Origin of the sequence: Cellulomonas sp. C5510, assembly GCF_019797765.1 — a bacterium.
Lineage (GTDB): Bacteria > Actinomycetota > Actinomycetes > Actinomycetales > Cellulomonadaceae > Cellulomonas.
Map to the genome: position 1 here is coordinate 2,014,671 of NZ_CP081862.1, position 25,447 is coordinate 2,040,117.

Annotated in this window: 20 protein-coding genes and 1 tRNA gene; 17 read left to right on the top strand and 4 right to left on the bottom strand. The window is 76.1% G+C overall.

Translation table 11 applies throughout. The annotated features are described in order from the left end of the window. The first annotated feature begins 46 nt into the window (after positions 1–46). The 13 genes from der to K5O09_RS09435 all read left to right on the top strand — a co-directional run bounded on the left by der (position 47) and on the right by K5O09_RS09435 (position 13,935). Positions 47–1,609, top strand: a complete 1,563-nt coding sequence (gene der / locus K5O09_RS09375; RefSeq protein WP_222172469.1) for a ribosome biogenesis GTPase Der — start codon at positions 47–49, stop codon at positions 1,607–1,609. Next, entirely contained in the window at positions 1,606–2,793 is a 1,188-nt protein-coding gene (locus K5O09_RS09380) for a hypothetical protein (RefSeq protein ID WP_222172470.1), read from the top strand. Before der ends, K5O09_RS09380 begins: the two co-directional genes overlap by 4 nt. 126 nt (positions 2,794–2,919) lie before the next feature. After that, the gene (locus tag K5O09_RS09385; protein WP_222172471.1) at positions 2,920–3,579 is read left to right on the top strand and encodes a GntR family transcriptional regulator; all 660 of its coding nucleotides are present in this window, start codon (positions 2,920–2,922) and stop codon (positions 3,577–3,579) included. Further along, positions 3,576–4,865: an MFS transporter gene (locus K5O09_RS09390; RefSeq protein ID WP_255596268.1), complete on the top strand. Its 1,290-nt coding sequence runs from the start codon at positions 3,576–3,578 to the stop codon at positions 4,863–4,865. Before K5O09_RS09385 ends, K5O09_RS09390 begins: the two co-directional genes overlap by 4 nt. A 27-nt stretch (positions 4,866–4,892) precedes the next feature. Further along, positions 4,893–4,966: transfer RNA gene (locus K5O09_RS09395), tRNA-Pro, on the top strand. A 257-nt stretch (positions 4,967–5,223) separates the two neighbouring features. After that, complete coding sequence (locus K5O09_RS09400) at positions 5,224–5,796, top strand: VanZ family protein (RefSeq protein ID WP_222172472.1); 573 nt, start codon at positions 5,224–5,226, stop codon at positions 5,794–5,796. Positions 5,797–5,912: 116 nt separating this feature from the next. Further along, positions 5,913–6,290, top strand: coding sequence for a thioredoxin (trxA, locus tag K5O09_RS09405; protein WP_222169325.1), 378 nt, complete (start codon positions 5,913–5,915; stop codon positions 6,288–6,290). Further along, complete coding sequence (locus K5O09_RS09410; RefSeq protein WP_222169326.1) at positions 6,287–7,987, top strand: FAD-dependent oxidoreductase; 1,701 nt, start codon at positions 6,287–6,289, stop codon at positions 7,985–7,987. Before trxA ends, K5O09_RS09410 begins: the two co-directional genes overlap by 4 nt. 90 nt (positions 7,988–8,077) lie before the next feature. Beyond that, positions 8,078–8,236, top strand: a complete 159-nt coding sequence (locus K5O09_RS09415) for a hypothetical protein (RefSeq protein ID WP_222169327.1) — start codon at positions 8,078–8,080, stop codon at positions 8,234–8,236. 106 nt (positions 8,237–8,342) lie between these two features. Then, positions 8,343–9,620: an MFS transporter gene (locus K5O09_RS09420; RefSeq protein WP_222169328.1), complete on the top strand. Its 1,278-nt coding sequence runs from the start codon at positions 8,343–8,345 to the stop codon at positions 9,618–9,620. Between the two features lie 147 nt (positions 9,621–9,767). Further along, positions 9,768–11,501, top strand: a complete 1,734-nt coding sequence (locus K5O09_RS09425; protein ID WP_222169329.1) for an ABC transporter ATP-binding protein — start codon at positions 9,768–9,770, stop codon at positions 11,499–11,501. Further along, complete coding sequence (locus tag K5O09_RS09430) at positions 11,498–13,480, top strand: ABC transporter ATP-binding protein (protein ID WP_222169330.1); 1,983 nt, start codon at positions 11,498–11,500, stop codon at positions 13,478–13,480. Before K5O09_RS09425 ends, K5O09_RS09430 begins: the two co-directional genes overlap by 4 nt. Before the next feature lie 86 nt (positions 13,481–13,566). Next, positions 13,567–13,935, top strand: a complete 369-nt coding sequence (locus K5O09_RS09435) for a hypothetical protein (protein WP_255595191.1) — start codon at positions 13,567–13,569, stop codon at positions 13,933–13,935. A 3-nt stretch (positions 13,936–13,938) separates the two neighbouring features. On the opposite strand, the gene K5O09_RS09440 is transcribed toward K5O09_RS09435, so the two are convergent. Next, positions 13,939–14,694, bottom strand: coding sequence for a VOC family protein (locus K5O09_RS09440; RefSeq protein ID WP_255595192.1), 756 nt, complete (start codon positions 14,692–14,694; stop codon positions 13,939–13,941). A gap of 105 nt (positions 14,695–14,799) precedes the next feature. On the opposite strand from K5O09_RS09440, the gene K5O09_RS09445 reads away from it, so the two are divergent. The 4 genes from K5O09_RS09445 to K5O09_RS09460 all read left to right on the top strand — a co-directional run bounded on the left by K5O09_RS09445 (position 14,800) and on the right by K5O09_RS09460 (position 22,652). Continuing rightward, the gene (locus tag K5O09_RS09445) at positions 14,800–18,390 is read left to right on the top strand and encodes an ABC transporter ATP-binding protein (RefSeq protein WP_222169331.1); all 3,591 of its coding nucleotides are present in this window, start codon (positions 14,800–14,802) and stop codon (positions 18,388–18,390) included. A 68-nt stretch (positions 18,391–18,458) separates the two neighbouring features. Continuing rightward, positions 18,459–19,286, top strand: a complete 828-nt coding sequence (locus tag K5O09_RS09450; RefSeq protein ID WP_222172697.1) for an ABC transporter ATP-binding protein — start codon at positions 18,459–18,461, stop codon at positions 19,284–19,286. 227 nt (positions 19,287–19,513) lie between these two features. Then, positions 19,514–20,509 carry an iron-siderophore ABC transporter substrate-binding protein gene (locus K5O09_RS09455; RefSeq protein ID WP_222169332.1) on the top strand — a complete coding sequence of 332 codons (996 nt, stop codon included), beginning with the start codon at positions 19,514–19,516 and terminating at the stop codon, positions 20,507–20,509. A 10-nt stretch (positions 20,510–20,519) separates the two neighbouring features. Next, the gene (locus K5O09_RS09460; RefSeq protein WP_222169333.1) at positions 20,520–22,652 is read left to right on the top strand and encodes an iron ABC transporter permease; all 2,133 of its coding nucleotides are present in this window, start codon (positions 20,520–20,522) and stop codon (positions 22,650–22,652) included. Between the two features lie 88 nt (positions 22,653–22,740). On the opposite strand, the gene K5O09_RS09465 is transcribed toward K5O09_RS09460, so the two are convergent. The 3 genes from K5O09_RS09465 to K5O09_RS09475 are packed head-to-tail and all read right to left on the bottom strand — an operon-like array spanning position 22,741 to position 25,372. Next, positions 22,741–23,781 (bottom strand): NAD(P)/FAD-dependent oxidoreductase, encoded by a 1,041-nt coding sequence (locus K5O09_RS09465; protein ID WP_222169334.1) that lies wholly within the window; start codon positions 23,779–23,781, stop codon positions 22,741–22,743. After that, positions 23,778–24,308: an isoprenylcysteine carboxyl methyltransferase family protein gene (locus tag K5O09_RS09470; RefSeq protein WP_222169335.1), complete on the bottom strand. Its 531-nt coding sequence runs from the start codon at positions 24,306–24,308 to the stop codon at positions 23,778–23,780. The genes K5O09_RS09465 and K5O09_RS09470 overlap by 4 nt, the downstream gene beginning before the upstream one ends. Continuing rightward, entirely contained in the window at positions 24,305–25,372 is a 1,068-nt protein-coding gene (locus K5O09_RS09475; protein ID WP_222169336.1) for a type III polyketide synthase, read from the bottom strand. The genes K5O09_RS09470 and K5O09_RS09475 overlap by 4 nt, the downstream gene beginning before the upstream one ends. Positions 25,373–25,447: the final 75 nt, after the last annotated feature.

Consider the following 25,447-nt stretch of genomic DNA (forward strand, 5'->3'; position numbering starts at 1 on the left):
CAGGGGCCGGTCGTCCGCGGCCCGCCCGTCGGGGACAATGGTGCCCATGCGTGACAGCGAGCCGGCCCAGCCGACCACCAGCGGACCCGTCGACGGGAACGCCGACGTCGACCTCGACCTCGACGAGGGCGGGTCGGCCGACGTGCCGGTCGGCGCCGCGGACGGTGAGCCGGCGGACGACGAGGCCCGCGAGCGGGCGCTGCGCGCCGGCCTGGAGGAGTACGAGCTCGAGGACGAGGACGTCGCGCTGCTGTCGGGTGCGACGGGCGACGGCGACGAGGACGGGATCGAGGTCGCCCTCCCCGTCCTGGCCGTCGTCGGCCGGCCGAACGTCGGCAAGTCGACGCTGGTCAACCGCATCCTCGGTCGCCGCGAGGCCGTGGTCGAGGACCGCCCGGGCGTAACCCGCGACCGCGTGTCGTACCCCGCGGAGTGGGCCGGGCGGCGCTTCACCCTGGTGGACACCGGCGGCTGGGAGGTCGACGTCGCGGGCATCGAGGCGCGCGTGGCGGAGCAGGCGGAGGTGGCGATCTCCCTGGCCGACGCCGTGCTGTTCGTCGTCGACGCGACCGTGGGGCCGACGGCCACCGACGAGCGCGTCGTGCGCCTGCTGCGCAAGTCCGGCAAGCCGGTGGTGCTCTGCGCCAACAAGGTCGACGGTCCCCGGGTCGAGGCCGACGCCTCCGAGCTGTGGAGCCTCGGGCTGGGCGAGCCGCACCCCGTCTCCGCGCTGCACGGCCGCGGGACGGGCGACCTGCTGGACGCCGCGATGGACGCCCTGCCGCGCGTGTCGCAGCACGGCACCGTGCGTCCGGGCGGCCCCCGCCGCGTCGCGCTGGTCGGGCGGCCCAACGTCGGCAAGTCGTCGCTGCTGAACAAGGTGCTCGGCACGAACCGGGTGGTCGTCGACGACACCGCGGGCACCACGCGCGACCCGGTGGACGAGCTGGTCGAGCTCAAGGGCGTCCCGTGGTGGTTCGTGGACACCGCGGGCATCCGGCGGCGCGTCCACCAGACGTCCGGGGCCGACTTCTACGCGTCGCTGCGCACCCAGGCCGCGATCGAGAAGGCCGAGGTGGCGGTGGTGCTGCTCGACGCGTCGCAGCCGCTGACCGAGCAGGACACGCGCGTGATCCAGCAGGTCATCGACGCCGGGCGCGCCCTGGTCATCGCGTACAACAAGTGGGACCTCATGGACGAGGACCGCCGGCCGTACCTGGAGCGCGAGATCGAGCGGGACCTCGTGCAGATCCAGTGGGCGCCGCGCGTGAACATCTCGGCGCGGACGGGCTGGCACACGGACCGGCTCGTCCCGGCGCTGACGCGGTCGCTGGAGTCGTGGGACACCCGCGTGCCGACGGGCCGGCTGAACGCGTTCCTCGGGGAGCTGGTCGCGGCGCACCCGCACCCGCTGCGCGGGGGGAAGCAGCCGCGGATCCTGTTCGCGACGCAGGCGTCCACCCGTCCGCCGCGGTTCGTCATCTTCGCCACGGGGTTCCTGGAGGCCGGGTACCGGCGGTTCATCGAGCGCCGGCTGCGCGAGACCTTCGGTTTCGAGGGGACGCCGATCTCGATCTCCGTCCGGGTGCGGGAGAAGCGCAAGCGGTGACCCGCGCGGCGGCGGACCCGGGGGAGCGGGCGGCACGACCGGGCGGCGGACGCCCGCACGCGCCGCACCGGTCGCCGCTGCTGGTCCTCGGCCTGCCGCGCGACCCGGCCGGCCCCCGGCACGTCGCCGGCTTCCTGGCCGTGACGGTGCTCACGGTGCTGGTCACCCGGGGGCTGCTCGCCCTGACCGGCTTCCCGCAGCTCGGCGGCGGGGGTCTGCACGTCGCGCACGTGCTGTGGGGCGGGTTGCTGATGGCCGTGGCCGTGGTGGCGGCCCTGTCGTGGGCCGGGCCCGTGGTGCGTCCCGCCGCCGCGCTCGTCGGCGGCGTGGGGTTCGGGTTGTTCGTCGACGAGATCGGCAAGTTCGTCACCGCCGACAACGACTACTTCTACGAGCCGACGGCGTCGCTGATCTACGTCGTCGTGGTGCTGCTGGTCCTGGTCGGCGAGGCGATCCACAGCAGGCGCCGGGACCCCCGCGAGACGCTCGCCGCCGCCACCGACCTGGCCGTGGCGGGGCTGGCGGGTGGGTTCACGCACCGTGCACGGCGGCAGGCCCGTGAGCTCGTGGACGCCGCGGGGGACGTGCGCGGTGCCGCGGAGGTGCGGGCTCTGCTCGCTGTCGTCGAGGACGACGCCCGCGAGCTGCCCGACCCGATCAGCGCGGTCGCCCGCGCGGTCGTCCGGGCGTCCCGGCGGGTGGTGCGGGTGCGGTGGCTGCCGCGGGTGACCGTGGCGGTGCTGGCGGTGGTGACCCTCGCGACGGTGGCGCGGGGGATCGTCCTGGTCGCCACCGGGACCGACCTGCCCTGGTGGGCCCTCGCCGGGATGCTGGTCAGCGCCGCCGCCTCGTTGGCGTGCTCGGGCGTGGGCCTGCACCACGTCGGCCGCGACCGCACGCGCGGGTACGAGTGGTTCCGGCGTGCCATGCTGGTGAACCTGCTCCTGACGCAGATCTTCCTGTTCCGCGTCGACCAGTGGGGCGCCGTGAGCGGCCTCCTGGTGGACCTCGCGCTGCTGGGCCTCGTGGCGGCGGAGCTGGACGTGCTGCGCGGCCGGTCGGGGACCGACCGGATGGGGCCGGCGGACGAGGCGGACGCTGCACCGGGCGAGGGCGAGGAGCCCGGCGAGCCCGGTGAGCCCGGCGAGCCCGGTGCGCGTGCGGAGGACACCGTCCGCGGGTGACGCGCGGACCGGCCGCGCCGAGCGCGCGGGACCGGCGGTCTCGGCGACCGCTCCGCGGGACGGGGCCGTCCCACGGGGCGGACGCGTCCCCGCTGCTCGTGCACGACTGAGATACATGTAGTGCCCATGGATCTCGCACGTCCCTCGGCGCCGGCAGCCCCCGCGGCCGAGCTCGCCTACCGTCACGTCAAGGACGCCCTCCTGACGGGCCGGCTCCCCGCCGGGGAGATGGTCAGCGAGGGCGAGGTCGCGGACGAGCTCGGACTGAGCCGCACGCCCGTGCGGGAGGCGTTCCTGCGCCTGGCGGCGGACGGCTGGCTGCGCCTGTTCCCCAAGCGCGGCGCGCTGGTCGTCCCGCTGGCGCCCGGCGAGGCCGAGGCGGCCGTCGAGGCCAGGCTGCTGCTCGAGTCGCACGCCGTCGACGCGATCGCGGCCGACGCCTCCGCGCGGACCGCGCTCGTCGCCCGCCTGCGGGACCTGCTCGCACGGCAGCAGGAGGCCGTGGACGCCGGCGACCTGGACGGCTACGCGGACCACGACGCCGCGTTCCACCTCGCGGTCGTCGCCGCCGGTGGCAACGCGCTGCTCACCGGGTTCGCCGTGACGCTGCGCGAGCGGCAGCAGCGCATGATCGCGCTCTCCGTCGGGCGGTCGGGGGAGCGGGCGCCCGGGTTCGTCGAGGAGCACGAGGGCCTGGTCACCGCGATCGAGGCGGGGGACGCCGCCGGCTTCCGCGAGCGGCTGCGCGCCCACCTGCACGCGGCGCACCTCGGCGGCGCGCGGTGACCGCCGCAGACGTGCGGACGGCGGACGTGCGGGCGGCCGACGCCCCCGCGGCGTCCGGAGCCGGCGGGGGAACGGGCGGTGCCGACCCGCGCGCCTGGCGGCGCGTCGCGGCGCTCATGGTCGCCATCGCGTGGGGCGGCAACGAGTTCACGCCGCTGCTCGTCATGTACCGCGAGGTCAGCCACCTGTCCGCGCTCACGGTGAACGTGCTGCTGGGCGCCTACGTGCTCGGCATCGTGCCCGCGCTGCTCGTCGGTGGCCCCCTGTCCGACCGCTTCGGGCGCCGGCCCCTGCTGCTGCCGGCCGCGCCGCTCGGCGTGGTCGGGTCGCTCGTCCTGGCGCTGGGCCCCGCGTCCGTCCCGGCGCTCGCCGCGGGCCGGGTGCTGTCAGGCCTGGCGCTCGGTCTCGTCATGGCGGTCGGGACGACGTGGGTCGCGGAGCTCAGCGCCGCGGCGGGGGAGCCGCGCACCGGTGCCCGGCGGGCGTCGCTCGCGCTGACCGCAGGGTTCCTGCTCGGCGCCGGGCTCGCGGGCGTCCTCGCGCAGTGGGGACCGTGGCGCACGGGGACCCCGTACCTCGTGCACGCGGCCCTGACCGTCGCCGCCGGGGTCGCCGTCCTGGCGGTCCCGGAGACCCACGCCGGGCCGGCGCAGCGCGGCCGGCTGAGCGACGACCTGCGGGTGCCGGCCGTCGGCCACCGGCGGTTCCTGCGCGTCGTGCTGCCGCTCGCCCCGTGGGTGTTCGGCGCCGTCGGCAGCGCCTACGCCGTCCTGCCCGGGCTGATGCGCGCGCACGCCGGCGGCATGCCGATCGCGTTCTCCGCGCTGCTCACGGTCGTGACGCTCACCGTCGGTTTCGCGGTGCAGTCGGTCGCCCGGCTCATCGACACCCGTCGCAGCGCCCGCGCATCCGTCGTGGCGCTGGGGATCCTCGTCGTCGGGATGGCGCTGGCGTCCTGGGCCTCGGCCGCCCTCACGCTGCCCGTGGTGCTGGCGGCGGCGGCCGTGCTCGGCGCGGGGTACGGCCTGGCGCTCGTCGCGGGGCTGTCCGAGGTGCAGCGCATCGCGACTCCCGCGGACCTCGCGGGCCTCACCGCGGTGTACTACTCCGCGGCGTACCTCGGGTTCTTCATCCCGGCCGTGCTCGCGTGGCTGTCGACGCGCTGGGCGTACCCCGCGATGTTCCTCGGCGGTGCCGTCATCGCGACGGGCTGCCTGGTCGTGGTCGCGTGTGCCTGGCGCGCGCACCTGCCGGCGGGGGACAGCGGCACGGTCCGCATACGGTAGAGTTGCCGAGGCTCCTGCGGGGGCCATCGGGCTGTGGCGCAGCTTGGTAGCGCACTTGACTGGGGGTCAAGGGGTCGCAGGTTCAAATCCTGTCAGCCCGACGTAGAGTCGCCGGTCAGAGGCCGTCTCCGGATCACCGGAGGCGGCCTCTCGCCGTGTCCGGAGGGGCGCGTCCCCCGTCGGTACCGCGCGGGGGCCTGCGGCCGTCCCCTCCGCTGATCCGCTCCCGTGGTCGGACGGGTCGCACGGCCACGTCCGACGACGGGTGGATGCAGGACCCCGCTGGTCGGTGGCACGGTGGCACGTCGCCGGGTCACGCCGGCGCGCTGCCGCAGCCGCTCCCGAGAGGTCCGTCCACGTGTTCCGTCAGGTCCCCGTCCTGCCCGTCGTCGTCCCCCTGGCCGCGCTGGTCGTCGCCGTTCTGCTCGTGCTGCTGACCCGGCGCGGGCGGCTCTCGGCGCCGCGCGCCGCGGTCGCCCTGGCGCTGGGGGTGTACGCGGCGGGGATCGTGGCGAACACCGTCTTCCCGATCTTCCTGGACAAGCCGGCGCGCGACGGCGGCTGGATGCACCACCTGGCTCTCGTGCCGCTGGCCGGGTACCAGGTCGACGACGCGATGATCAACGTCGCGGTGTTCGTGCCGCTCGGGATGCTGGTGCCGCTGCTGACCGCCCGGCCCTCGTGGCGGCGGACGGTGCTGGTCACGGCGTCCGTCAGCCTGGGCATCGAGGCCACCCAGTACGTCACCGCCCACGCGCTGGGCGGCGGGCACCTCGCCGACGTGAACGACCTGCTGTTCAACGTCGTCGGCGGCGCCGTCGGGTACGGCGTGCTCGCGGCGCTCGTCCGGGTCCCCCGGGTCGCCGCGCTGGTCGACCGGTTCCGCTGGGCGGGTGCGCCCCGATCCGCCGCCACCCCGGCACCGGTCTAGGAGGACCGACCCGCTGCGTCGTCGGTGCGGTCGGCGGGTGCCGGTCCGCCGACACCGAGGTGGGGGCCCCGGTCCGCCGGCTTGGCACTGGATACCCCCGGGGGTATGCTCGTGCCATGGCCACACGAGAGATCACCCTCGACACGTTCGAGGAGACCATCCGCGGCGGCGGCATCGTGCTGCTCGACTTCTGGGCAGCCTGGTGCGGACCGTGCCGCATGTTCGGCCCGGTGTTCGAGCAGTCGTCCGAGGATCACCCGGACCTGGTGTTCGGGAAGGTCGACACGGAGGCGCAGCAGGAGCTCGCGGCCGGGTTCCGGATCACCTCCATCCCGACGCTGATGGTCTTCCGCGACGGCGTGCTGGTGTACTCCCAGCCCGGCGCGCTGCCGGCGGCGCAGCTCGAGAGCCTCATCGCCGCGGTCGAGGACCTGGACATGGACACGGTCCGTGCCGAGATCGCGCAGCGCGAGCAGGCCGGGGCACGCGCATGAGGCTTGTCGTGGTCGGCGGGGTCGCCGGCGGCATGAGCGCCGCGGCCCGCGCCCGGCGGCTCGACGAGCACGCCGAGATCGTGGTGCTGGAGCGGGGCGACCACCCGAGCTTCGCCAACTGCGGCCTGCCGTACTACGTCGGCGGGGAGATCGAGCGGGAGCAGAGCCTGCTGGTGCAGACGCCCGCCTCCCTGGCCGCGGCGCTCGACCTGGACGTGCGCGTCCGGCACGAGGTCACCGGTCTCGACGCCGGCGCGCGCACCGTCACCGTGCAGACGCCCGCCGGCACCGAGGTGATCGGCTACGACGCCCTGGTGCTCGCGCCCGGCGCCCGCGCGGTGGTGCCACCGGTCCCGGGGATCGGGTCGCCGCGCGTGACCACGCTCCGCACCGTGGGCGACGCCGTGGCGCTGCGCGAGGCCGTCACCGGGCCCGGGGCCGCCCGGCGCGCGGTCGTGCTCGGCGCCGGGTTCATCGGGCTCGAGGCCGCCGAGGCGCTGCGCCTGCGCGGCCTGGAGGTCGACGTCGTCGAGCTCGCGGACCACGTGCTGCCGCCGCTCGAGCGCGAGCTCGCGACCCTGGTGACCGCCGAGCTGCGCCGGCTCGGGATCACGGTGCACGACGGTGTGGCGGCCACGGCGGTCGAGCAGGGCGCCGACGCGGACGTGGTCGTGCTCGCCGACGGCACGCGCCTGCCGGCCGACACGGTCGTGCTGTCCGTCGGCGTGCGGCCCGACACGGCGCCCTTCGAGGCGGCCGGGGTCGCGTGCGAGCGCGGCGCGATCGTCGTGGACGAGCACGGCCGTACGAACCTGCCCGGGGTGTGGGCGACCGGCGACGCCACCGTGAGCACCGACGCGGTGACCGGCGTGCGGCGGCCGGTGGCCTTGGCCGGGCCGGCGAACCGCGGCGGGCGCCTGGTGGCCGACGACATCCTGCGGCCCGGGACGGCGCGGCCGCTGCCGCAGCCGCTCGGGACGGCGGTCGTGCGGGTCGGCTCGCTGACCGCCGCGATGACCGGCGCCAACCGCGCCGCGCTCGACGCCGCGGGCACCGCCTACGAGACCGTCCACCTGCACCCCGGCAGCCACGCGGGCTACTTCCCGGGCGCCGAGCAGGTGCACCTGGTGCTGCACGTCCGCACGGGCGACGGCCTGCTGCTGGGCGCGCAGGCGGTGGGCGCCGACGGGGTGGACAAGCGGATCGACGTGCTCGCGACCGCGATGCGGCACCGGGCCGTCGCGGCGGACCTCATCGACCTGGACCTCGCGTACGCGCCGCCCTACGGCTCGGCGAAGGACCCCGTGAACCTCGCCGGGATGATCGCGGACAACGTGGCGACCGGGACGGTGCGGCTCTGGCACGCCGCCGACCTGGACGACGTCCTCGAGCGGGCCTTCGTGCTCGACGTGCGCTCGCCCGCGGAGTTCGCCACCGGCCACCTGCCCGGGGCGCTCAACGTGCCGCACACGCAGGTGCGTGACCGGCTCGCCGAGATCCGGGACGCCGCCGGCGGCCGGCCGGTGCGACTGCACTGCCAGTCCGGGATGCGGTCGTACCTCGCCCTGCGGGTGCTCGCGCAGGAGGGGTTCGCCGACGTCGCGCACCTCTCCGGCGGGATGCTGACGCTGCGGGCGTGGCTCGGAGGCGCGGCGGGCGCGGTGCTCGTCGTCCCGGAGCCGGTGCACGCCGTCTGACCGCAGCCGCCCCACGGGCGACCACGACCCCCCGAGATCCGCTCGGGACCCGGGCCACGACCGGCCCCCGACCCCCCTGGAGGTACACCCATGTGTCAGGCAGTGACGTGCCGGACGTGCGGCAAGGTCACCTGGTCCGGCTGCGGCCAGCACGTCGACCAGGTCATGCGCGGCGTCCCGCAGTCCCAGCGCTGCGAGGGCCACGAGAGCGAGCCCGGCTTCCTCGCCCGCCTGTTCGGGGGCCGGTGAGCGCCGGTCCCGTGACGAGCCGGGCCCGCCGCGCGTGGCACTCTGTGCCCCGGACGCGGCGGGCCCGTCGCGTCCGGGACCACGGAGCGCGAGGAGCGGGCACCGCATGACGGACGAGACCCCGACGGGCCTGCGACGCCGGACGATCGCGCTGCTCTCCGCGGCACAGGTGCTCAGCGGTCTCGCCGCCGGTTCGGTCGTGTCCATCGGGTCGCTGCTGGCCGTGGAGCTGACCGGGCGGGAGGCCGTGGCCGGGTCCGTGACCACCGCCGCCACACTGGGTGCCGCGGTGGCTGCGCTCGGGCTGTCCCGCCTGGCGCTCGCCCGGGGACGCCGCACCGCCCTCAGCTCCGGGCTGGTCGTGGCGACGGTCGGCGCCCTGGGCTTCGTGCTCGCCTCCGTGCTGGAGAGCTTCCCGCTGCTCGTCGCCGGCGGCGTGCTCATGGGCGCCGGCTCCGCGGTGAACCTCCAGGCCCGGTTCGCCGCGACCGACCTCTCGACGGCGGGCACCCGGGCGCGCGACCTGTCGCTGGTCGTGTGGGCGGGCACGGTCGGCGCCGTGGCCGGGCCGAACCTCGTCGGGCTCGGCGGGCCGCTCGGGCGGCTGACCGGGCTGCCCGAGCTCGGGGCGGCGTTCCTGTTCTCCGCCGCCGGCATGCTCGCGGCGACCGCGGTGCTGTGGCTCGGGCTGCGCCCCGACCCCCTCGAGGTGGCGCGTGCGGCGGAGCACGGCACCTCCGTGGAGACCGGGGTCCGCCGCCACGTCCCGCTCCGCCTGGCCGTCGCCACGCTGGCTCGGTTCCCCCGCGCCGTCGCGGCGCTGCTGGGCGTCGTCGTCGCGCACGCGGTCATGGTCGCGGTGATGTCGATGACACCGGTCCACATGGCCGGGCACGGTGCGACGGTCACGGTGGTCGGTCTGACGGTGAGCCTGCACATCGCCGGCATGTACGCGCTCGCGCCGGTGATGGGGTGGCTCAGCGACCGGCTCGGTCCGCTCGCCGTGCTCGTCGGAGGCCTCGGGGTGCTGGTCGCCGCCGCCGCGACGGCCGCCGTCTCCGGCCCGAGCACCTCCGTCGTGACGACCGGCCTCGTGCTGCTCGGGCTCGGCTGGTCCGCGGCGACCGTGGCCGGCTCGAGCATCATCGCGGCCGCCGTGCCGGGGGACGGCCGGGTCGCGATCCAGGGTCTGTCGGATGCGCTGATGTCCGCCGCCGGTGCCGGCGGCGGCGCTCTCGCCGGGTTCGTGCTGGCGAGCGCGGGGTACGGCGGCCTGGCGGCCGGGGCCGGCGCGGTCGCGGCAGCCGGGTCCGTGGGTGTCCTGCTGGTGCACGCGCGCGGCGGTGCGTCCGCCGCCGCCGAGGGTGCCTCCGCGCGGACCTGAGCGGACGAGGTTCGCACGTCGCGGGCCGGGGACGCGAAAAGGCGGCGGGGAGTGTCGGTGGGTGTGCGTACCCTCGTGCTCGCCGATACGGACGGTCCCCCCACCGGCCGTGGCCGTGACCACGCCGCCTCGACCATGGAGACCCCCGTGCTCGCCCGACTGCTCTGGCGCTACCTGCGCCCCTACCGATGGCTCCTCGCGGGCGTGCTGGTGTTCCAGCTCGGCTCCGCGCTCGCGATGCTCTACCTGCCCAGCCTCAACGCCGACATCGTCGACCGGGGCGTCGCCCAGGGCGACACCCGCTACATCTGGCGCACGGGCGCCTTCATGCTGACCGTGTCGCTCGGTCAGATCCTCGCCGCGGTCGTCGCGACGTACTTCGCCGCCCGCGCCGCCATGCAGGCCGGCCGGGACATCCGCGACGACGTCTACGGGCGCGTCAGCGGCTTCTCCGAGCGGGAGATCTCGCAGTTCGGCGCCGGCTCCCTCATCACCCGCAACACCAACGACGTCCAGCAGGTCCAGATGGTCACGATGATGGGCGCGACCATGCTCGTGTCCGCGCCGATGCTCGCCATCGGCGGCGTGATCATGGCGCTGCGCCAGGACGTCGGGCTGTCGTGGCTCATCGCCGTGTCCGTCCCCGTGCTGCTCGTGGTGGCCGGTCTGATCATCAGCCGGATGGTGCCGCTGTTCCGGTCCTACCAGGGCAAGCTCGACGCGGTGAACCGGATCATGCGCGAGCAGCTCACCGGCGTCCGGGTGGTGCGCGCGTTCGTCCGGGAGTCGATCGAGGCCGACCGGTTCCGGGTCGCGAACACCGACATCATGGTGGTCGGCCGCAAGATCGGGTCGCTGTTCGTCCTGCTGTTCCCGCTGGCCATGCTCGTGCTCAACGTCACCGTCGTCGGGGTCATCTGGTTCGGCGGGATCGAGGTCGACGAGGGGAACGTGCAGATCGGCACGCTGCTCGCGTTCATGCAGTACATCGGCCAGATCCTCATGGGGGTCCTCATGGCCTCCTTCATGACCGTGATGATCCCGCGCGCCGCCGTCTCGGCCGAGCGCATCGCGGAGGTGCTGGCGAGCACGTCGACCCTCGCGGAGCCGGAGCAGCCCGTGCGCGGGCGTCCCCGCCCGGGGGAGGTGGCGTTCGAGGACGTGACCTTCGCGTACCCGGAGGCCGAGCACCCCGTGCTGTCCGGGATCACGTTCACCGCGCGCCCGGGGCAGACCGTGGCGGTCATCGGCTCCACCGGCGCGGGCAAGACGACGCTCGTCTCGCTGATCCCGCGGCTGTTCGACACCACCGGCGGGACGGTGCGCGTCGGCGGCGTCGACGTCCGGGACGCCGCGCTCGAGGACCTGTGGGCCGGCATCGGCCTGGTGCCGCAGCGGCCGTTCCTGTTCGCCGGCACCGTCGCGTCCAACCTGCGGCTCGGTCAGGAGGACGCCACCGACGGCGACCTGTGGCGGGCGCTGGAGATCGCGCAGGCCAGCGACTTCGTGTCCCAGATGGACGGCGGGCTCGAGGCGCGCATCGCACAGGGCGGCACCAACGTCTCCGGCGGGCAGCGCCAGCGGCTCGCGATCGCGCGGGCCCTCGTGCGCCGGCCCGAGGTGCTCGTGTTCGACGACTCCTTCTCCGCGCTCGACCTCGCGACCGACGCCCGCCTGCGGCAGGCCCTCTGGCGGGAGCTGCCGCAGGTCACGAAGATCGTCGTCGCCCAGCGGGTGTCGACCGTGACCGACGCCGACGCGATCCTCGTGCTGGAGGACGGCCGCGTCGCCGGGCTGGGCACCCACGAGGAGCTGCTCGCCACCAACCAGACCTACCGCGAGATCGCGGAGTCCCAGCTCTCCGTGGAGGCCGGCCGATGAGCGACCAGACGCTGACCGAGGACGAGAAGCTCGAGATCGAGCTCGGCGAGCAGGCGCGTCTCGCGTCCGACTCGTGGGAGGGTGTCGCGCCCGGGAAGGCCGACAACTTCAAGGAGTCGTTCGGCCGCATGCTCGGGCTGCTGCGCCCGCACAAGCTCGCCCTCGTCGCCGTGACCCTCATGGGCGCCGCGGGCGTCGTGCTCACGGTGCTCGCCCCGCGGATCCTGGGGCGCGCGACCGACGCGGTGTTCACCGGCTTCGTGTCGCGGCAGCTCCCGGAGGGCATCACGCAGGAGCAGGCCGTCGCCGGGCTCCGCGCCGACGGGCAGGACCGGATCGCCGACATGGTCGCGGCCATGGACCGGCTGGTCCCCGGTCGGGGGATCGACTTCGACCACCTCGGGCGCCTGCTGCTGACGGTCCTGGCGCTGTACGTCGCGAGCGCCCTGCTCATGTGGCTGCAGGGCTACATCATCAACGTCGTCATGGTGCGCGCCATGTGGCGGCTGCGCGAGTCCGTCGAGCAGAAGATCAACCGGCTGCCGCTCGCGTACTTCGACCGTGTGCAGCGCGGCGAGCTGATCTCCCGCGTCACCAACGACATCGACAACATCACGCAGACCATGCAGCAGTCGCTGTCCACGGCGCTGACCTCGATCCTCACGGTCGTCGGCGTGCTGGTCATGATGTTCTCGATCTCCTGGCAGCTCGCGCTGGTCGCGCTGGTGTCGCTGCCGCTGATGGGTGTCATCTTCGGGGTCATCGGCCCGAGGTCCCAGAAGGCCTTCGGCACGCAGTGGCGCAAGGTCGGCCGCCTCAACGCCCGGGTCGAGGAGTCGTTCTCCGGCCACGCGCTGGTCAAGGTGTTCGGCCGCCGCCGTGACTTCGCCGACCGGTTCCGCGCGGAGAACGAGGAGCTCTACCGGGCGTCGTTCAAGGCGCAGTTCCTGTCCGGGATCATCTGGCCGGGCATGTCGTTCGTCGGCAACCTCACGTACGTCGGCATCGCGGTGCTCGGCGGACTCATGGTCGCGAACGGCAGCCTCCGCCTCGGCAGCGTGCAGGCGTTCATCCAGTACACGCAGATGTTCACCCAGCCGCTGTCCGAGCTCGGCGGCATGGCCGCGGTCGTCCAGTCCGGCACGGCGTCGGCCGAGCGGGTGTTCCAGCTGCTCGACGAGGACGAGGAGAGCGCGGACGCGGCGGACGCCCCGGCGCCCGCCGACGGCGACGGCACCATCGAGTTCGAGCACGTGTCGTTCTCCTACAGCCCGGACCAGCCGCTCATCACCGACCTGTCGTTCACCGTCAGCCCCGGGCAGACGGTCGCGATCGTCGGGCCGACCGGCGCAGGCAAGACGACGCTGGTCAACCTGCTCATGCGGTTCTACGAGCTCGACGGCGGGCGCATCCTCGTCAACGGCCAGGACATCGCGGAGCTGAGCCGCCACGACGCCCGCGCGCGCACGGGCATGGTGCTGCAGGACCCGTGGCTGTTCTCCGGGACGATCCGGGAGAACATCCGCTACGGCCGGCAGTCGGCCACCGACGAGGAGGTCCTCGCCGCGGCGCAGGCCACCTACGTCGACCGGTTCGTGCACTCCCTGCCGCACGGGTACGACACGGTCCTCGAGGAGGACGCGGCGAACCTGTCCGCGGGCGAGAAGCAGCTCATCACGATCGCGCGCGCCTTCGTCGCCCAGCCGTCCGTGCTGATCCTCGACGAGGCGACCTCGTCGGTCGACACCCGCACGGAGCGGCTGCTGCAGCACGCCATGGCGTCGCTGCGCGAGGGGCGGACGTCGTTCGTCATCGCCCACCGGCTCTCGACGATCCGCGACGCGGACCTGATCCTCGTCATGGAGCACGGGGCGATCGTGGAGCAGGGCACGCACGACGCGCTCATCGAGGCCGGAGGTGCCTACCACCGGCTGTACCGGTCGCAGTTCGCCGGCGCGGTCGTGGAGGAGCAGGTCTGACCCGCGCGGAGCGCCCGGGACCGGCGGAGGTGAGAGCGCCGGGCCCGGGCGTGGCCGCGACCGGTGGGCCGGGGGAGGATGGGCGCATGACGTCTCCGTCGAACCCCGCCCGCACCGCGTCGGCCCGCCGGGCGGTGCCCCGGGGACCGTGGCCGGGGGTGCCGACGGCCGTCGTCGCGGCGGCCACCCTGGCCGGGGGCTTCGCGGCGGCGCAGGCGACCGGTGTGCGCGCCGTCGGCGGCGCCGTGCTCGTCGCCGGGGTCGCGTGGAGCGGGCGGCGCGCGCTGCCGGCCGCCGGCCCGGCCCGGGTCGCCGGGGTGCTCGCGCTCGGCGCAGGCTGCTTCGTCGCGTCCCACCTGCTCGCGCCGGAGCTCGGCGCGTGGCCGGCCGTGGCCCTGGTCAGCGGCGTCCTCGCGGCGGGGACGGCGGTGCTGGTCGACCGGCCGCGTCGCTGATCGTCAGCCCTCGCCCGTCACCGGGTCCCGGTCGGTCAGGCAGTAGCGGCGCCCGGCCGGGTCCACGAGCACCGTCCACCGTTCGCGGACCCGCTCGACGCGTGCGCCCAGGCCCACGTGCCGCGCGGTCTCGGCCGGTCGGTCGTCGCACGCGACGTCGAGGTGGGCCCGCACCGCGCCCGTGGCCTGGTCGAGACGCTGCAGGAGGATCCGCAGCGGCATGCCGTCCCCGCGGACCAGCGGCACCAGGGCGGCACCGGGATCGTGGTGACGCGCCGCCCACCCGGTGAGCGCCTGCCAGAACCGGAGCTCCGGCTCCCACCGGTCGGCGGGCACGTCCACCGCGAGCTGGTCGAGCAGGCTCGTGTGGGTGCGGCCGTCCGGCGCGGTCCACCGCCGCGGTGCCGGGCGGGGGCCCGCGCTCCCGTCCGCCGCCACCACGCAGAACGGCAGGCCGCCCGGCGAGCTCAGCAGGACGTGCCGGGCGCTCAGCACCTGCCGGGCGCCGAGCGCCACCGCGTCGTCCGCCGCGCGCCGCACGTCGTCGACGTGCAGGTCCAGGTGCACGTGCGGCGCGGCGGTGGCGGTGCGCTGCGCGCGCAGGAACGCGACGCCGTCGTCCGGCAGCAGGGTGACGAACTCGTCGTCGGGACCGCGGGGCGCCGAGAGCCGGGTGGCGGTCGCCCGCGTCCAGAAGTCGAGGGTGGCGGGCCAGGCCGCTGCTCCGCCGTCGAGGAAGGCGGTGGTCCACACGATCACGGCGCCCACGGTAGCGACCGGGATCGCCCGGGCGACGACGTCGCGGCCGCTGCCGGTGGAAAAGTGTGGGGGCGTGTCGGACCCGGTGTCTAGGGTCGTCGGACGATGACCAGCACCGCCACGACCGCCACCGCTCCGCCGACCCCGGATGCGCCCCGCCGTCCCGACGACCGGGCCCGCCGCCTCGACGTGCGCCGCCTCGGCGGCCGTGCCGCGGCGTTCGCGCTCATCGCGCTGACCGTCGGCGCGGTCGGGTCCGCGCTCGGCGCCGTGGTCGCGGGGCGCCTCGCGGAGGACCCGACGGGGACCGGGCTCGCGCTGCTCGCGCTCTGCCTGGTGGGGGCGGCGCTCGTCGACTCGGTCGGGCAGGTCGTGTGGGCCGGGGTCGTGGACCGCGCCGAGGGGCGGCTGCGCGGCGACCTGCTGAGCGCGGCGCTGCACCAGCCGCTCGCGACGCTGACCGAGCAGGCCGTGGGCGAGGTGCTGGACCGGGTCGACGACGACACCCACGCGGTCGGCGCCCTGGTGCGGCGGCAGGTCTGGGGCATGGGCCGCACCGTCGTCGGCTGCGTCCCCCTGTGGGTGGTCGCGGGCGTGACCTGGTGGCCGGCGTGGGTGCTGTTCCCGCTGCTCGGCGCCCTCACGGTGCTCGTCGTGCGCCCGTCCCTCGGGGAGATCGCGCGCCGGAAGGTCGTCGAGGAGCGCGCGTGGACCGACAACGCGGCGGCGTTCGAGGAGGCCGTGGCCGCGCGCGACGACCTGCGCACCAGCCGCGGGCAGGCGTTCGCGGTGCGGCGCCTCGCGGAGTCCTCGGCGCTCGTGCACCGCACGCTCGACCGGGTCCTCGCCGTCGAGACGCTCATGACCGCCCGCGCCGGGCTGCTGCTGCACGCCCTGCTCGGGGCGGTGGCCGTGGCGGGCGTCGCGTTGACCGCCGGCGGTCGGCTGTCCGTCGCCGAGCTGGTCACGCTGTTCCTCGTCACCGCGTCGTTCGTCGGGCAGTTCGACCAGCTCGCGCGCAACCTGCCGGACCTGCAGGAGGGCATCGGCGCGGCGATCCGCATCCGGGAGCTGCTCGAGTCCCCGCCGGAGCCGGAGGGCGGCCTCCCGGTGCCGTCCGGGCCGGTCGGCCTGGAGCTGCGCGACCTCCACTTCGCCTACGAGGAGGGTGCGTTCGCGCTGCGCGACGTCTCGCTGCGCGTGCCCGCGGGGCAGACGGTCGCCCTCGTCGGGCGCACCGGTTCGGGCAAGACGACGCTCGCCGCCCTCCTGTCCCGCGCGGTCGAGCCGCCGCGCGGCGCCGTGCTGCTCGGTGGCGTCGACGTGCGCGACCTCGACCTGCAGCAGCTGCGGGCGGCGGTCGGCGTGGTCACGCAGCGGACCGAGATCCTCGCGGGCACGCTGGCCGAGAACGTGGCGCTGTTCGCGGACGTGCCGCGGGCCCAGGTGGAGGCGGCCGTGCGCGAGCTGCGCCTCGAGGAGTGGGTGGCCGGCCTCCCCGACGGGCTGGACACGCTGCTCGGACCCGGCGGGACCACGCTGTCCGCCGGCGAGGAGCAGCTCGTCGCGTTCGCACGGCTGCTCGTCCGCGACGTGCAGGTGGTCGTGCTCGACGAGGCGACCGCGCGGATGGACCCGCTCACCGAGGCCCGGGTGGTGGCGGCCGCTGACCGGCTGCTCGGAGGTCGCACGGGCGTGCTCGTCGCGCACCGCCTGGGGACGGTGGACCGCGCCGACCAGGTGGTCGTGCTGGACCACGGCCGGGTCGTGCAGCAGGGGCCGCGTGCCGCGCTGGCCGCGACGGAGGGCCCGTTCCGCGCGCTGCTGGCCGCGTCGCGCAGCGACGGGCTCGACCGCGAGGACGCACCGGGGGCCGACGTCACCGGTGCCGACGTCACCGACCCGGACGTACTGGACGTCCGCGTGCCGGACGCCCGCGTGCCGGACGGCAGCGGGTCCGTCGGCGTCCGCCGCCGGACCGGCCCGCCCCCGGAGCTGCGGGAGCCCGGACCCGGCCTGAGCCTGGCGCGCGGGATCGCCCACGCGCTGCGCGTCACGCCGCGCTGGGGCATCGGCGGCGGCCTGCTGTTCCTGGCCGCGAGCCTGGTCGCGGCGCAGGGAGCCGTCACGGGGTTCCTGTGGGGACGCACGGTCGAGGGGCTGCGCGCGGGCGAGGCCCCGGTCCCTCTCGTGGTGGTGCTCGTCGTCCTCCTGCTGCTGGTCGCGCCCTGCGGGGCGCTGGCGTTCCGGCTGTACCCGCGCTGGTGGGTGGAGGTGCTGCTGCGCGTCCGCATGGCCGTCCTGGTCGGCCAGACGCAGCAGCACCGGCTGCGTCGCACGCCGCCCGGCGAGGTCGTCGCGCGGGCGCTCGACGCGGACCGGTTCGTGCGCTACGCGGACCGGTGGGTCGACCTCGCCAACGGTCTGGTGCTGGTCGCGGTCACCGCGGTGCTGTCGTGGTCCCTGCTCGCGGGAGCGGTCCTGCTGGGCGTGCTCGTCGTCGGCGCCGCGTGCGCCCTCGCGGGACGCCGGGCGGCGGGCCGGTCGGCCACCCTCTCGGCGGCCGCCCGCGCGACGTTCGGGCGGGCGCTGGTCTCGGCGCTGGACGCCGCCCGCACGGTCAAGCTCGCGGCACGGACGCCGGAGGTCCACGCCCACCTGCGGCGCGTGGACTCAGGCCGGGTCGAGGCGGCCGTGCGCGAGCACCGGGTGCAGGCCGTGCTCGACGGCGTGCCGATCATCGCCGTGCAGGCCGGTGTCGTGGTCGCCTGGGCCGCCCTGCTCGGGGGCGTCTGGGACCTCGCGTCGACGCTGCTGGTCGCCGGCGCGGTCGCCGGGTTCAACTGGTTCGGCGTCGTCGCCGGCGCGGTCGTCACCGAGGCGCCCGGCACGCGCGCCTGGCAGCGGGCGACCGCCGAGTTCGCCGGTGGCGCCGACCTGTGCGCCGTCCCGCCCGGCGTCCACCTGCCCGAGGGTTCCGCACCGGCGCCACGGGCGGACGAGCGGGACCGCCTCGAGCACCTGGAGCTGCGGGGGCTGTCCGCGGTGCACGACGACGGGACCGTCGGGGTCGCCGCGGTGGACCTGACCGTCCGGCGCGGCGAGCTGGTGCTCCTGCTCGGTCGCGTCGGGTCCGGGAAGTCGAGCCTGCTGTCGGCCCTGGCCGGGCTCATGACGCACACCGGCGGCCTCGCGTGGAACGGCGTGGAGGTGGCCGACCCGGAGGAGTTCCTCCGACCGGGGCGGGTCGCCCACGTGGCGCAGGTGCCGCGCGTGCTGTCCGGCACGTTCGCGGACAACGTGCGCCTCGACCACGCGGACCGTGACGTCGCGGGGCCCGTGGAGGACGCCCGCCTCGGGGCCGACGTCGCGGACGCCGGGGGGCCGGACTCCCTCGTGGGGCACCGCGGGGTGCGCCTGTCGGGCGGGCAGGTGCAGCGGCTCGCGCTCGCACGCGCTCTCGCGACCCGGTCCGAGCTGCTGCTGGCCGACGACGTGTCGAGCGCGCTCGACGCCGCGACCGAGATCGAGCTCTGGCAGTCGCTCCGCGCGCGGGGGACCACCGTGGTCGGCGCGTCCGCCAAGCGGTCCGCGCTCGCACGGGCCGACCGGGTCGTGGTCCTGGAGGAGGGAGCGGTGGCCTCCGTGGGGCCGTGGCGTGAGCTCGCGGGACGCTGGGGCCATCTCGCGGGCTGAGCGCCGGTGATTGCCTGATGAGGTAAGGCTTGGCTAAGGTCGGCGGCGTGCTCGAGACCGCCACCGCGATGTCCGCCGCCGACGTCAGCATCGGCTACGGCGGCGACCCCGTCGTCACCGGGGCGAGCGTGACCCTCGCCCGGGGGCAGGTCACCGCGCTGGTGGGGCCGAACGGCTCCGGCAAGTCGACGCTCCTGCGCGGCATGGCACGGCTGCAGCGTCTGTCCGCGGGGCACGTCACCCTGGACGACGCCGATGCCGGTGCGCTCTCGGCGCGCGACTTCGCCCGGCGCGTCACGCTGCTCGCGCAGTCCCGGCCCACGCCGGCCGGCATCACCGTGCGCGACGCCGTCGAGTTCGGCCGGCACCCGCACCGCAGCGGCTGGCGGGGGACCGACCCCGAGGGCCGCGCTGCCGTGGACCGGGCGCTGGTCCTCGCCGGGATCGCCGACCTCGCGGACGCCGACGTCGACGCCCTGTCCGGCGGCCAGGTGCAGCGGGTGTGGTTCGCCTCCGCGCTCGCGCAGGACACCGGCGTGCTGCTGCTCGACGAGCCGACGAACCACCTCGACCTGCGCTACCAGGTGGAGGTCCTGGAGCTCGTGCGCTCGCTCGCCGACGTGCACGACGTCGCTGTCGGGGTGGTGCTGCACGACTTGGAGCAGGCGGCGGCGGTCGCGGACCGCGTGCTCGTGCTGCACGCCGGCCGGGTCGTCGCGGACGGGGTGCCGGACCGGGCGCTGACGTCACGCCTGCTGAGCGAGGTGTACGAGATCGACGTGGAGGTCCGCACCGACCCGGGCACGGGCCACGTCGCGGTCCACACCCCGCGGCTGCAGCTCCGGCACCTGGCGGCCGCCGCGACCGACCGGGCGCCCACCGCCGTTCCGGCCTGACGGGCCGGAACACCGTCCGGCCTCCGGCGCGGGGGACGGGACGGCCGCAGGCGTCGCCCGAGCGCGCCGCCTCGACGGCCGCGACCCGCCGCGCCACGACCAACCCGGCCACGACGAGCACGACCCAGCCGGACCACGACCACCACGACCACCGCCGCGCCACCGGCGCGGCCTCCCCGGGGCGCGACGCGCGGGCGCCCATCCCACCCGCGCAGACACGAGGAACGATGACCACCCGACGCACGCTCACGGCCCTGGCGGCCGTGGGGGCGCTGGCCCTGCTGGCGGCCTGCGGCACCACCGACGAGCCCACCTCCGACGCGCCGAGCACCGCGGACGCCTCCGGCCCGGTGTCGATCACCGACGACCGCGGCGAGACCGTGGAGCTGGACGCCCCGGCGACCCGCGTCGTGTCCCTCGAGTGGATGCAGACCGAGATGCTCACGTCGCTGGGCGTGACCCCGGTCGGCGCGGCGGACGTCGCCGGGTACACCTCCTGGGTCGGGGCCGTCGTGCCGCTGCAGGGCGAGCCCGAGGACGTCGGCACCCGCGGTGAGCCGTCCGTCGAGGCGATCGCCGGGCTCGAGCCCGACCTCATCGTCGGCGTGACCTCCTCGATCCCCGAGGGGGCCATGGAGCAGATGGAGCGCATCGCCCCGGTGGCCCTGTTCGACGGGGCCGACGCCTCCGACCCGCTCGGCTACGTCGAGCAGACGTTCCGGAGCATCGCGACGCTCGTCGGCCAGGACGACGCCGCGGACGACGTCATGGCGGCCTCGCAGGCGACCATCGACGAGAACGCGGCCGCCATCGCGGACGCCGGGCTGGAGGGCACGCCCGTGGTGTTCGCCTCGCCGTACGCCGAGGGCGCGAACGTGACCATCCGCATGCACGGCCCGCGCACGGCGTTCCAGGCCGTGGCGGACGAGATGGGCCTGGCGGCTGCCTGGGAGGACCCGGGCGACGACGCGTACGGCCTGTCGTACGTGGACGTCGAGGGGCTCACGGCGCTGCCGGAGGACACCCGCTTCCTGTACTGGGGCAACGACGACGAGGACGACGTGGTCGCCACCACGCTCTCCGGCAACCCCGTGTGGCAGTCGCTGCCCTTCGTCCAGCAGGAGCACGTGCACCGCGCGGGCGTGGGGATCTGGGCGTACGGCGGTCCCGAGTCGCTCGCCGGCTGGTCGGACGACCTCGTCGCGCAGCTCACCGCCGAGTGACGCCGGCGCCGTGACCACCTCACCACCTCACGCCGGCACACGGCGCGGCGCCGTCCCCTCCCCGCTGCGGGGCGGGGGCGGCGGTGCCGCGCCGCGCCAGCCGGTCCGCACCGGCGTCGCTCTCGGTCTGCTCGTCGCCTGGCTCGTCGTGGCCGCGGCGTGGCACCTGACCCAGGGGACGGCCGACGTCACCGTGGGCGAGCTGTGGCGCGCGTTGACGGGCCAGGGCGACCTGGACCAGGCGGCGGCGGTGGTCACGGCGTCGCGCCTGCCCCGGCTCGCGGCGGGTGTGCTGGTCGGGTGCGCGCTCGGGGCCTCCGGCGCGGCCTTGCAGGGCATCGCACGCAACCCGCTCGCCGCGCCGGACACGCTCGCGGTGAACGCCGGCGCCCACCTCGCGGTGACGGTCGCGGCGGTGGCCGGCGCCTCGCTGGGCGCCCTGCCGGGCGTCGCGGTCGCGTTCGCGGGCGGCCTCGCTGCGGCGGGGGTCGTGATCGGGCTCTCCGGCGGCCCCGCGGCCTCCCCGGTCCGCCTGGTGCTGGCGGGGTCGGCGATCACGCTGGGGCTCGCGTCGGTGACGCAGGCCCTGCTGGTGCTGTTCCCGTGGGAGACGCAGGGGCTGTTCGCCTGGGGCGCGGGTTCGCTCGGTCAGAACGGCATGGGCACGGTGCGCAGCATCGCGCCCGTCGCGGCCGTGGCCCTCATCGGCCTGCTGGTCCTGGGCCGGCGCCTGGACCTGCTGCAGCTCGGGGACGACGCGGCACGGTCGCTCGGGGTCGACGTCGCGCGCACGCGGCTGGTCGGCGTCGTGCTCGCGGTGCTGCTCGCCACCTGCGCGGTGGCCGTGACCGGACCCATCGGGTTCGTGGGCCTGTGCGCGCCGCTGCTCGTGCGCCTGCTCGCTACGTGGGTCCGCCCGCTGACCCGCCACCGGGTGCTGGTCCCGGCCGCCGCGGTCGCGGGCACCGCCCTGGTGCTGACCGCGGACGTGGCGCTGCGGCAGGTGTTCGGCCCGGTCAGCGGTGTGACGGTGCCGACCGGCGTCGTGACGAGCCTCATCGGCGCGGTCGCGCTCGTGCTGCTCGCCCGGCGCGCGCGGGCCGCGCTCGAGCCGGACACGCTCGTCACCCTGCGCTCGGGCAGCGCGCTGGCGAGGCGTGCCCCGGCGCTCCTGCTCGGCGCCGCCGTGCTGCTGGCGGTCGTGGCCGTGGTGGCGGGCGTGCTGCTGGGGGACTCCACGGTGCTGCTCGGCGACGTGCAGAACTGGCTCGCCGGCCGGGCGTCGGTACGGCTCGACATCGTGCTGGACTCGCGGGTGCCCCGGGTCGCCGTGGCGCTGCTCGCCGGCGCCTGCCTGGCACTGGCGGGGCTGCTGGTCCAGGCCGTGACCCGCAACCCGCTCGCCGACCCCGGCGTGCTCGGCATCGCTCACGCCGCCGGGCTCGGTGCCGTGGCCGTCATCGTGGCCGTGCCCGGACCCGCCTTCGCGGCGGTGTTCGCGGGAGCGGTGCTCGGCGCGGTGCTGGCCGGCCTGCTGGTGTTCGGCGCGACCGCGGGCAGCGGGATGGCGTCGGGGCGACTCGTCCTGGTCGGCCTCGGCACCGGGGCGGCAGCCAGCGCGGTCACGACGCTGCTGCTGGTCCGCACGGACCCCTGGAACCAGAACCGCGCGATCACGTGGCTCGGAGGCTCGACCTTCGGCGCGGGCGTGCCGCAGATCGTGCCGCTCGTCGTGGCGCTCGCCGCCGCCGGGCTCGTCGTGGCCCGCACGCACCGCGACCTGGACCTCGTGCAGGTCGACGAGGTCACCCCTCGGGTGCTGGGCGTGGACCTGCCCCGGTCCCGCCGTCTGCACGTCGCGGTGGCCGTCCTCCTGACGGCCGCAGCCACCGCGGCCATGGGGCCGGTGGCGTTCGTGGGCCTGGTGGCCCCGCACGCGGCGCGGATGGTGATCGGCCGCAGACACCGGTGGCTGGTGCCCATGACGGTCGTCCTCGGCGCCACGCTGGTGTGCGTCGCGGACACGGTGGGCCGGACGGCGATCGCTCCCGCGCAGCTCCCGGCGGGCCTCGTGACGGCCGTCGTCGGCACGCCGTACTTCCTGTGGCTGCTGTGGCGCATGCGCGCGACGGCGCGGCGCTGACCGCTCTCGTCCGGCCCCACCACGACGCCGGGCGGCGGGGCCCCCGTCCGCCGGGAAGCCGCTCGCGCACACGTCCGCCGGTCGGAGCTCAGCGCGCGAGGCGCTCGACGGCCGCGCCGAACACCGGCGGCAGCCGGACGGCAGCCGGGACGATGGCTCCGCGCAGCGGCGACGTCGCCGCGGCCACGAGCGCGGAGGTCAGCAGCCGGTAGTCCCGGGTCGCGGCGGACCACGCCCGCTCGTAGCCGGCGGGGTCGTCGAGGTGCGCGACAGCAGCCCGGGCCTGCGCGAACCCGAGACGGAGACCCTCGCCGGTGAGGGCGTCGACGTACCCCGACGCGTCGCCCACCAGCAGGACCCGGTCGGACGCACGGGCCCGGGTGGCCTGCCGGAGCGGCCCGGCGCCGCGGTCGGCGGCCTCCACCGGGGCTCCTCGGAGGTGCGCGGCGAGCCGGGGCATCGCGGCCAGCTCCTCGTCGACGTCGATCGGCGCCGGACCGAGGAGGGCGACGCCGACGAGCCCCGGCCCGACGGGGGTCACGTACGCCTCGGTCCTCCGGCCCCAGTGCACCTCGACGAGGTCGGTCCAGGGCGCCACGCGGTAGTGCCGCCGGACGCCGTACCGCCGCACGCGGCGCCGTGCGGGCGCGGCCTCGAGCCCCGTGAGCCGGCGCACCGCGGAGTGCAGGCCGTCGCAGCCGAGCAACCAGCGCCCGCGCAGCGCGCGCCCGTCGGAGCACCGCGCCGTGACAGAGCCGGGGTCCTGCTCCACGGCCACGACCTTCGCGGCGTGCCGCGCGACGCCGAGCCCGGCCGCACGACGGTCGAGCGCCTCGTGCAGCACCGTCCTGCGCACTCCACGGCCCGGCTCGCCCGCGAACCGGTGCTCGGCGCGCTGCGCGCCTCGCACGTACGCGATGCCCGCGAGCGGGCGACCCGGCGGCTGCACACCCAGCCGGTCGAGCGCGCTCACCGCCTGCGGCATCAGACCCTCCCCGCACGCCTTGTCGACGGGCGGCCGGCGCGGCTCGACGACGAGCGCGGTCAGGCCCGCCAGCCGCGCCTCGACCGCGGCGGCGAGCCCGACGGGCCCGCCGCCGACGACGAGGACGTCGGCGTCGGGGGTCACGCGCGCTCGCCCGCCAGCCGGAGCGCCCGCTCCTCGGCGGGGATCCGGTACCCCAGCAGCAGGACGGCGTTCAGGACCGTGAACGCGAGGGCCGTCACCCACGCGGTGTGGACGAGCGGGAGGGCGACGCCCTCGACGACCACGGCGACGTAGTTGGGGTGGCGCAGCCAGCGGTACGGCCCGCCGGCGACGAGCGGCAGCCCCGGGACGACGATGACGCGCGTGTTCCATCGCGGCCCGAGGGTCGCGATGCACCACCACCGGAGCGCCTGGCTGGCGACGACCAGCGCGAGCGCCGGCCAGCCGAGCCACGGCACGAACGGGCGCTCGGCGAGGTGCGCCTCGAGCACGCACGCGAGGAGCAGCCCGGTGTGCAGCGCCACCATCGCCGGGAAGTGGCCGAGGCCCGACTCGACGCCTCCGCGGGCGACGGACCAGCGGGCGTTGCGCGTCGAGACGACCAGCTCGGCGAGCCGCTCGAGCGCGGTGAGCGCGACGAGCACGTCGAACCACACCAGGGAGCTCATGCGGCCGCTCCCCAGCGCAGCGCGACGAGCTCCGCCCCGACGCCCGGCCCGAATGCCAGGACGACGCCGAGGCCACCGTCGTCGGGCGGAGGAGTCGCGGCCAGGACGTGCAGCACCGCGGCCGACGACAGGTTGCCGGTGCGGGCCATCGTCGCGCGGCTGACGGCGAGCGCCTGGGGCGGCAGCCGGAGGGCCTCCTGGACGGCGTCGAGGATGCGGGGACCACCCGGGTGGACGACCCAGCGGTCGACGTCCGCGACCGTCGCCCCGAGAGGCGCGAGCAGGGCGTCGACGTCGGCGGCGACGTGCGAGGCGACGGTGTCGGCCATGCCGCCGGACAGCACGATGCGCAGGCCCTGCTCGCCGACGCGCCAGCCGAGGTCGCCGGAGGTGCCCGGGTACAGGACGCTGCGTGACCCGACCACCCGGGGGCCGTCACGGCCGGCGTGCGCCGCGCGCTCCTCGCCCACGAGGACCGCGGCGGCCGCACCGTCCCCGAACAGCCCGGTCGCGACGAGGTTCGCCGTCGAGTCGTCGTCCTGCTGGAACGTGAGCGAGCAGAGCTCCACGGACAGCAGCACGGCCACGTCACCGGGGTGCGCCGTGAGCCGGTCGTGGGCGAGCGCCAGCCCCGCGGCCCCACCCGCGCACCCGAGCCCGAACGAGGGAGACCGCCGCACGTCCGGCCGCAGGCCGAGCCGCTCGACCAGCAAGGCGTCGAGCGAGGGCGCGGAGACGCCGGTGACCGTCGTGAACAGCAGGTGGTCGACGTCCGAGGGGCGCAGGCCCGCGTCCCGCAGCGCGTCGAGCACGGCCCCGGTGGCCAGCTCGGCCCCCTCACGCAGGAACAGGTCGTTGGCCTCGCCGAACGAGCTGAGCCCGGCGTACTTCTCCAGCGGCAGGACGAGGTGGCGGGTGTCCACCCCGGAGGAGCCCTGGAACCGGTCGAGCAGCGCCCGGCGCCCGGGGTCCCGGGTGAGCAGGCCGCCGATCTCCGCGGTGATCTCGGCCTGGCGGTACGCGTGCGGCGGGAGGGCCGGGCTGACGGCGAGGATCCGGGACATGGCGCGATCCTCCCTCGGGGCACGGGGCCCCGCGACCGGGAGGCCGGGCGGGGAGCGGCGTCGGTGCGACGACCG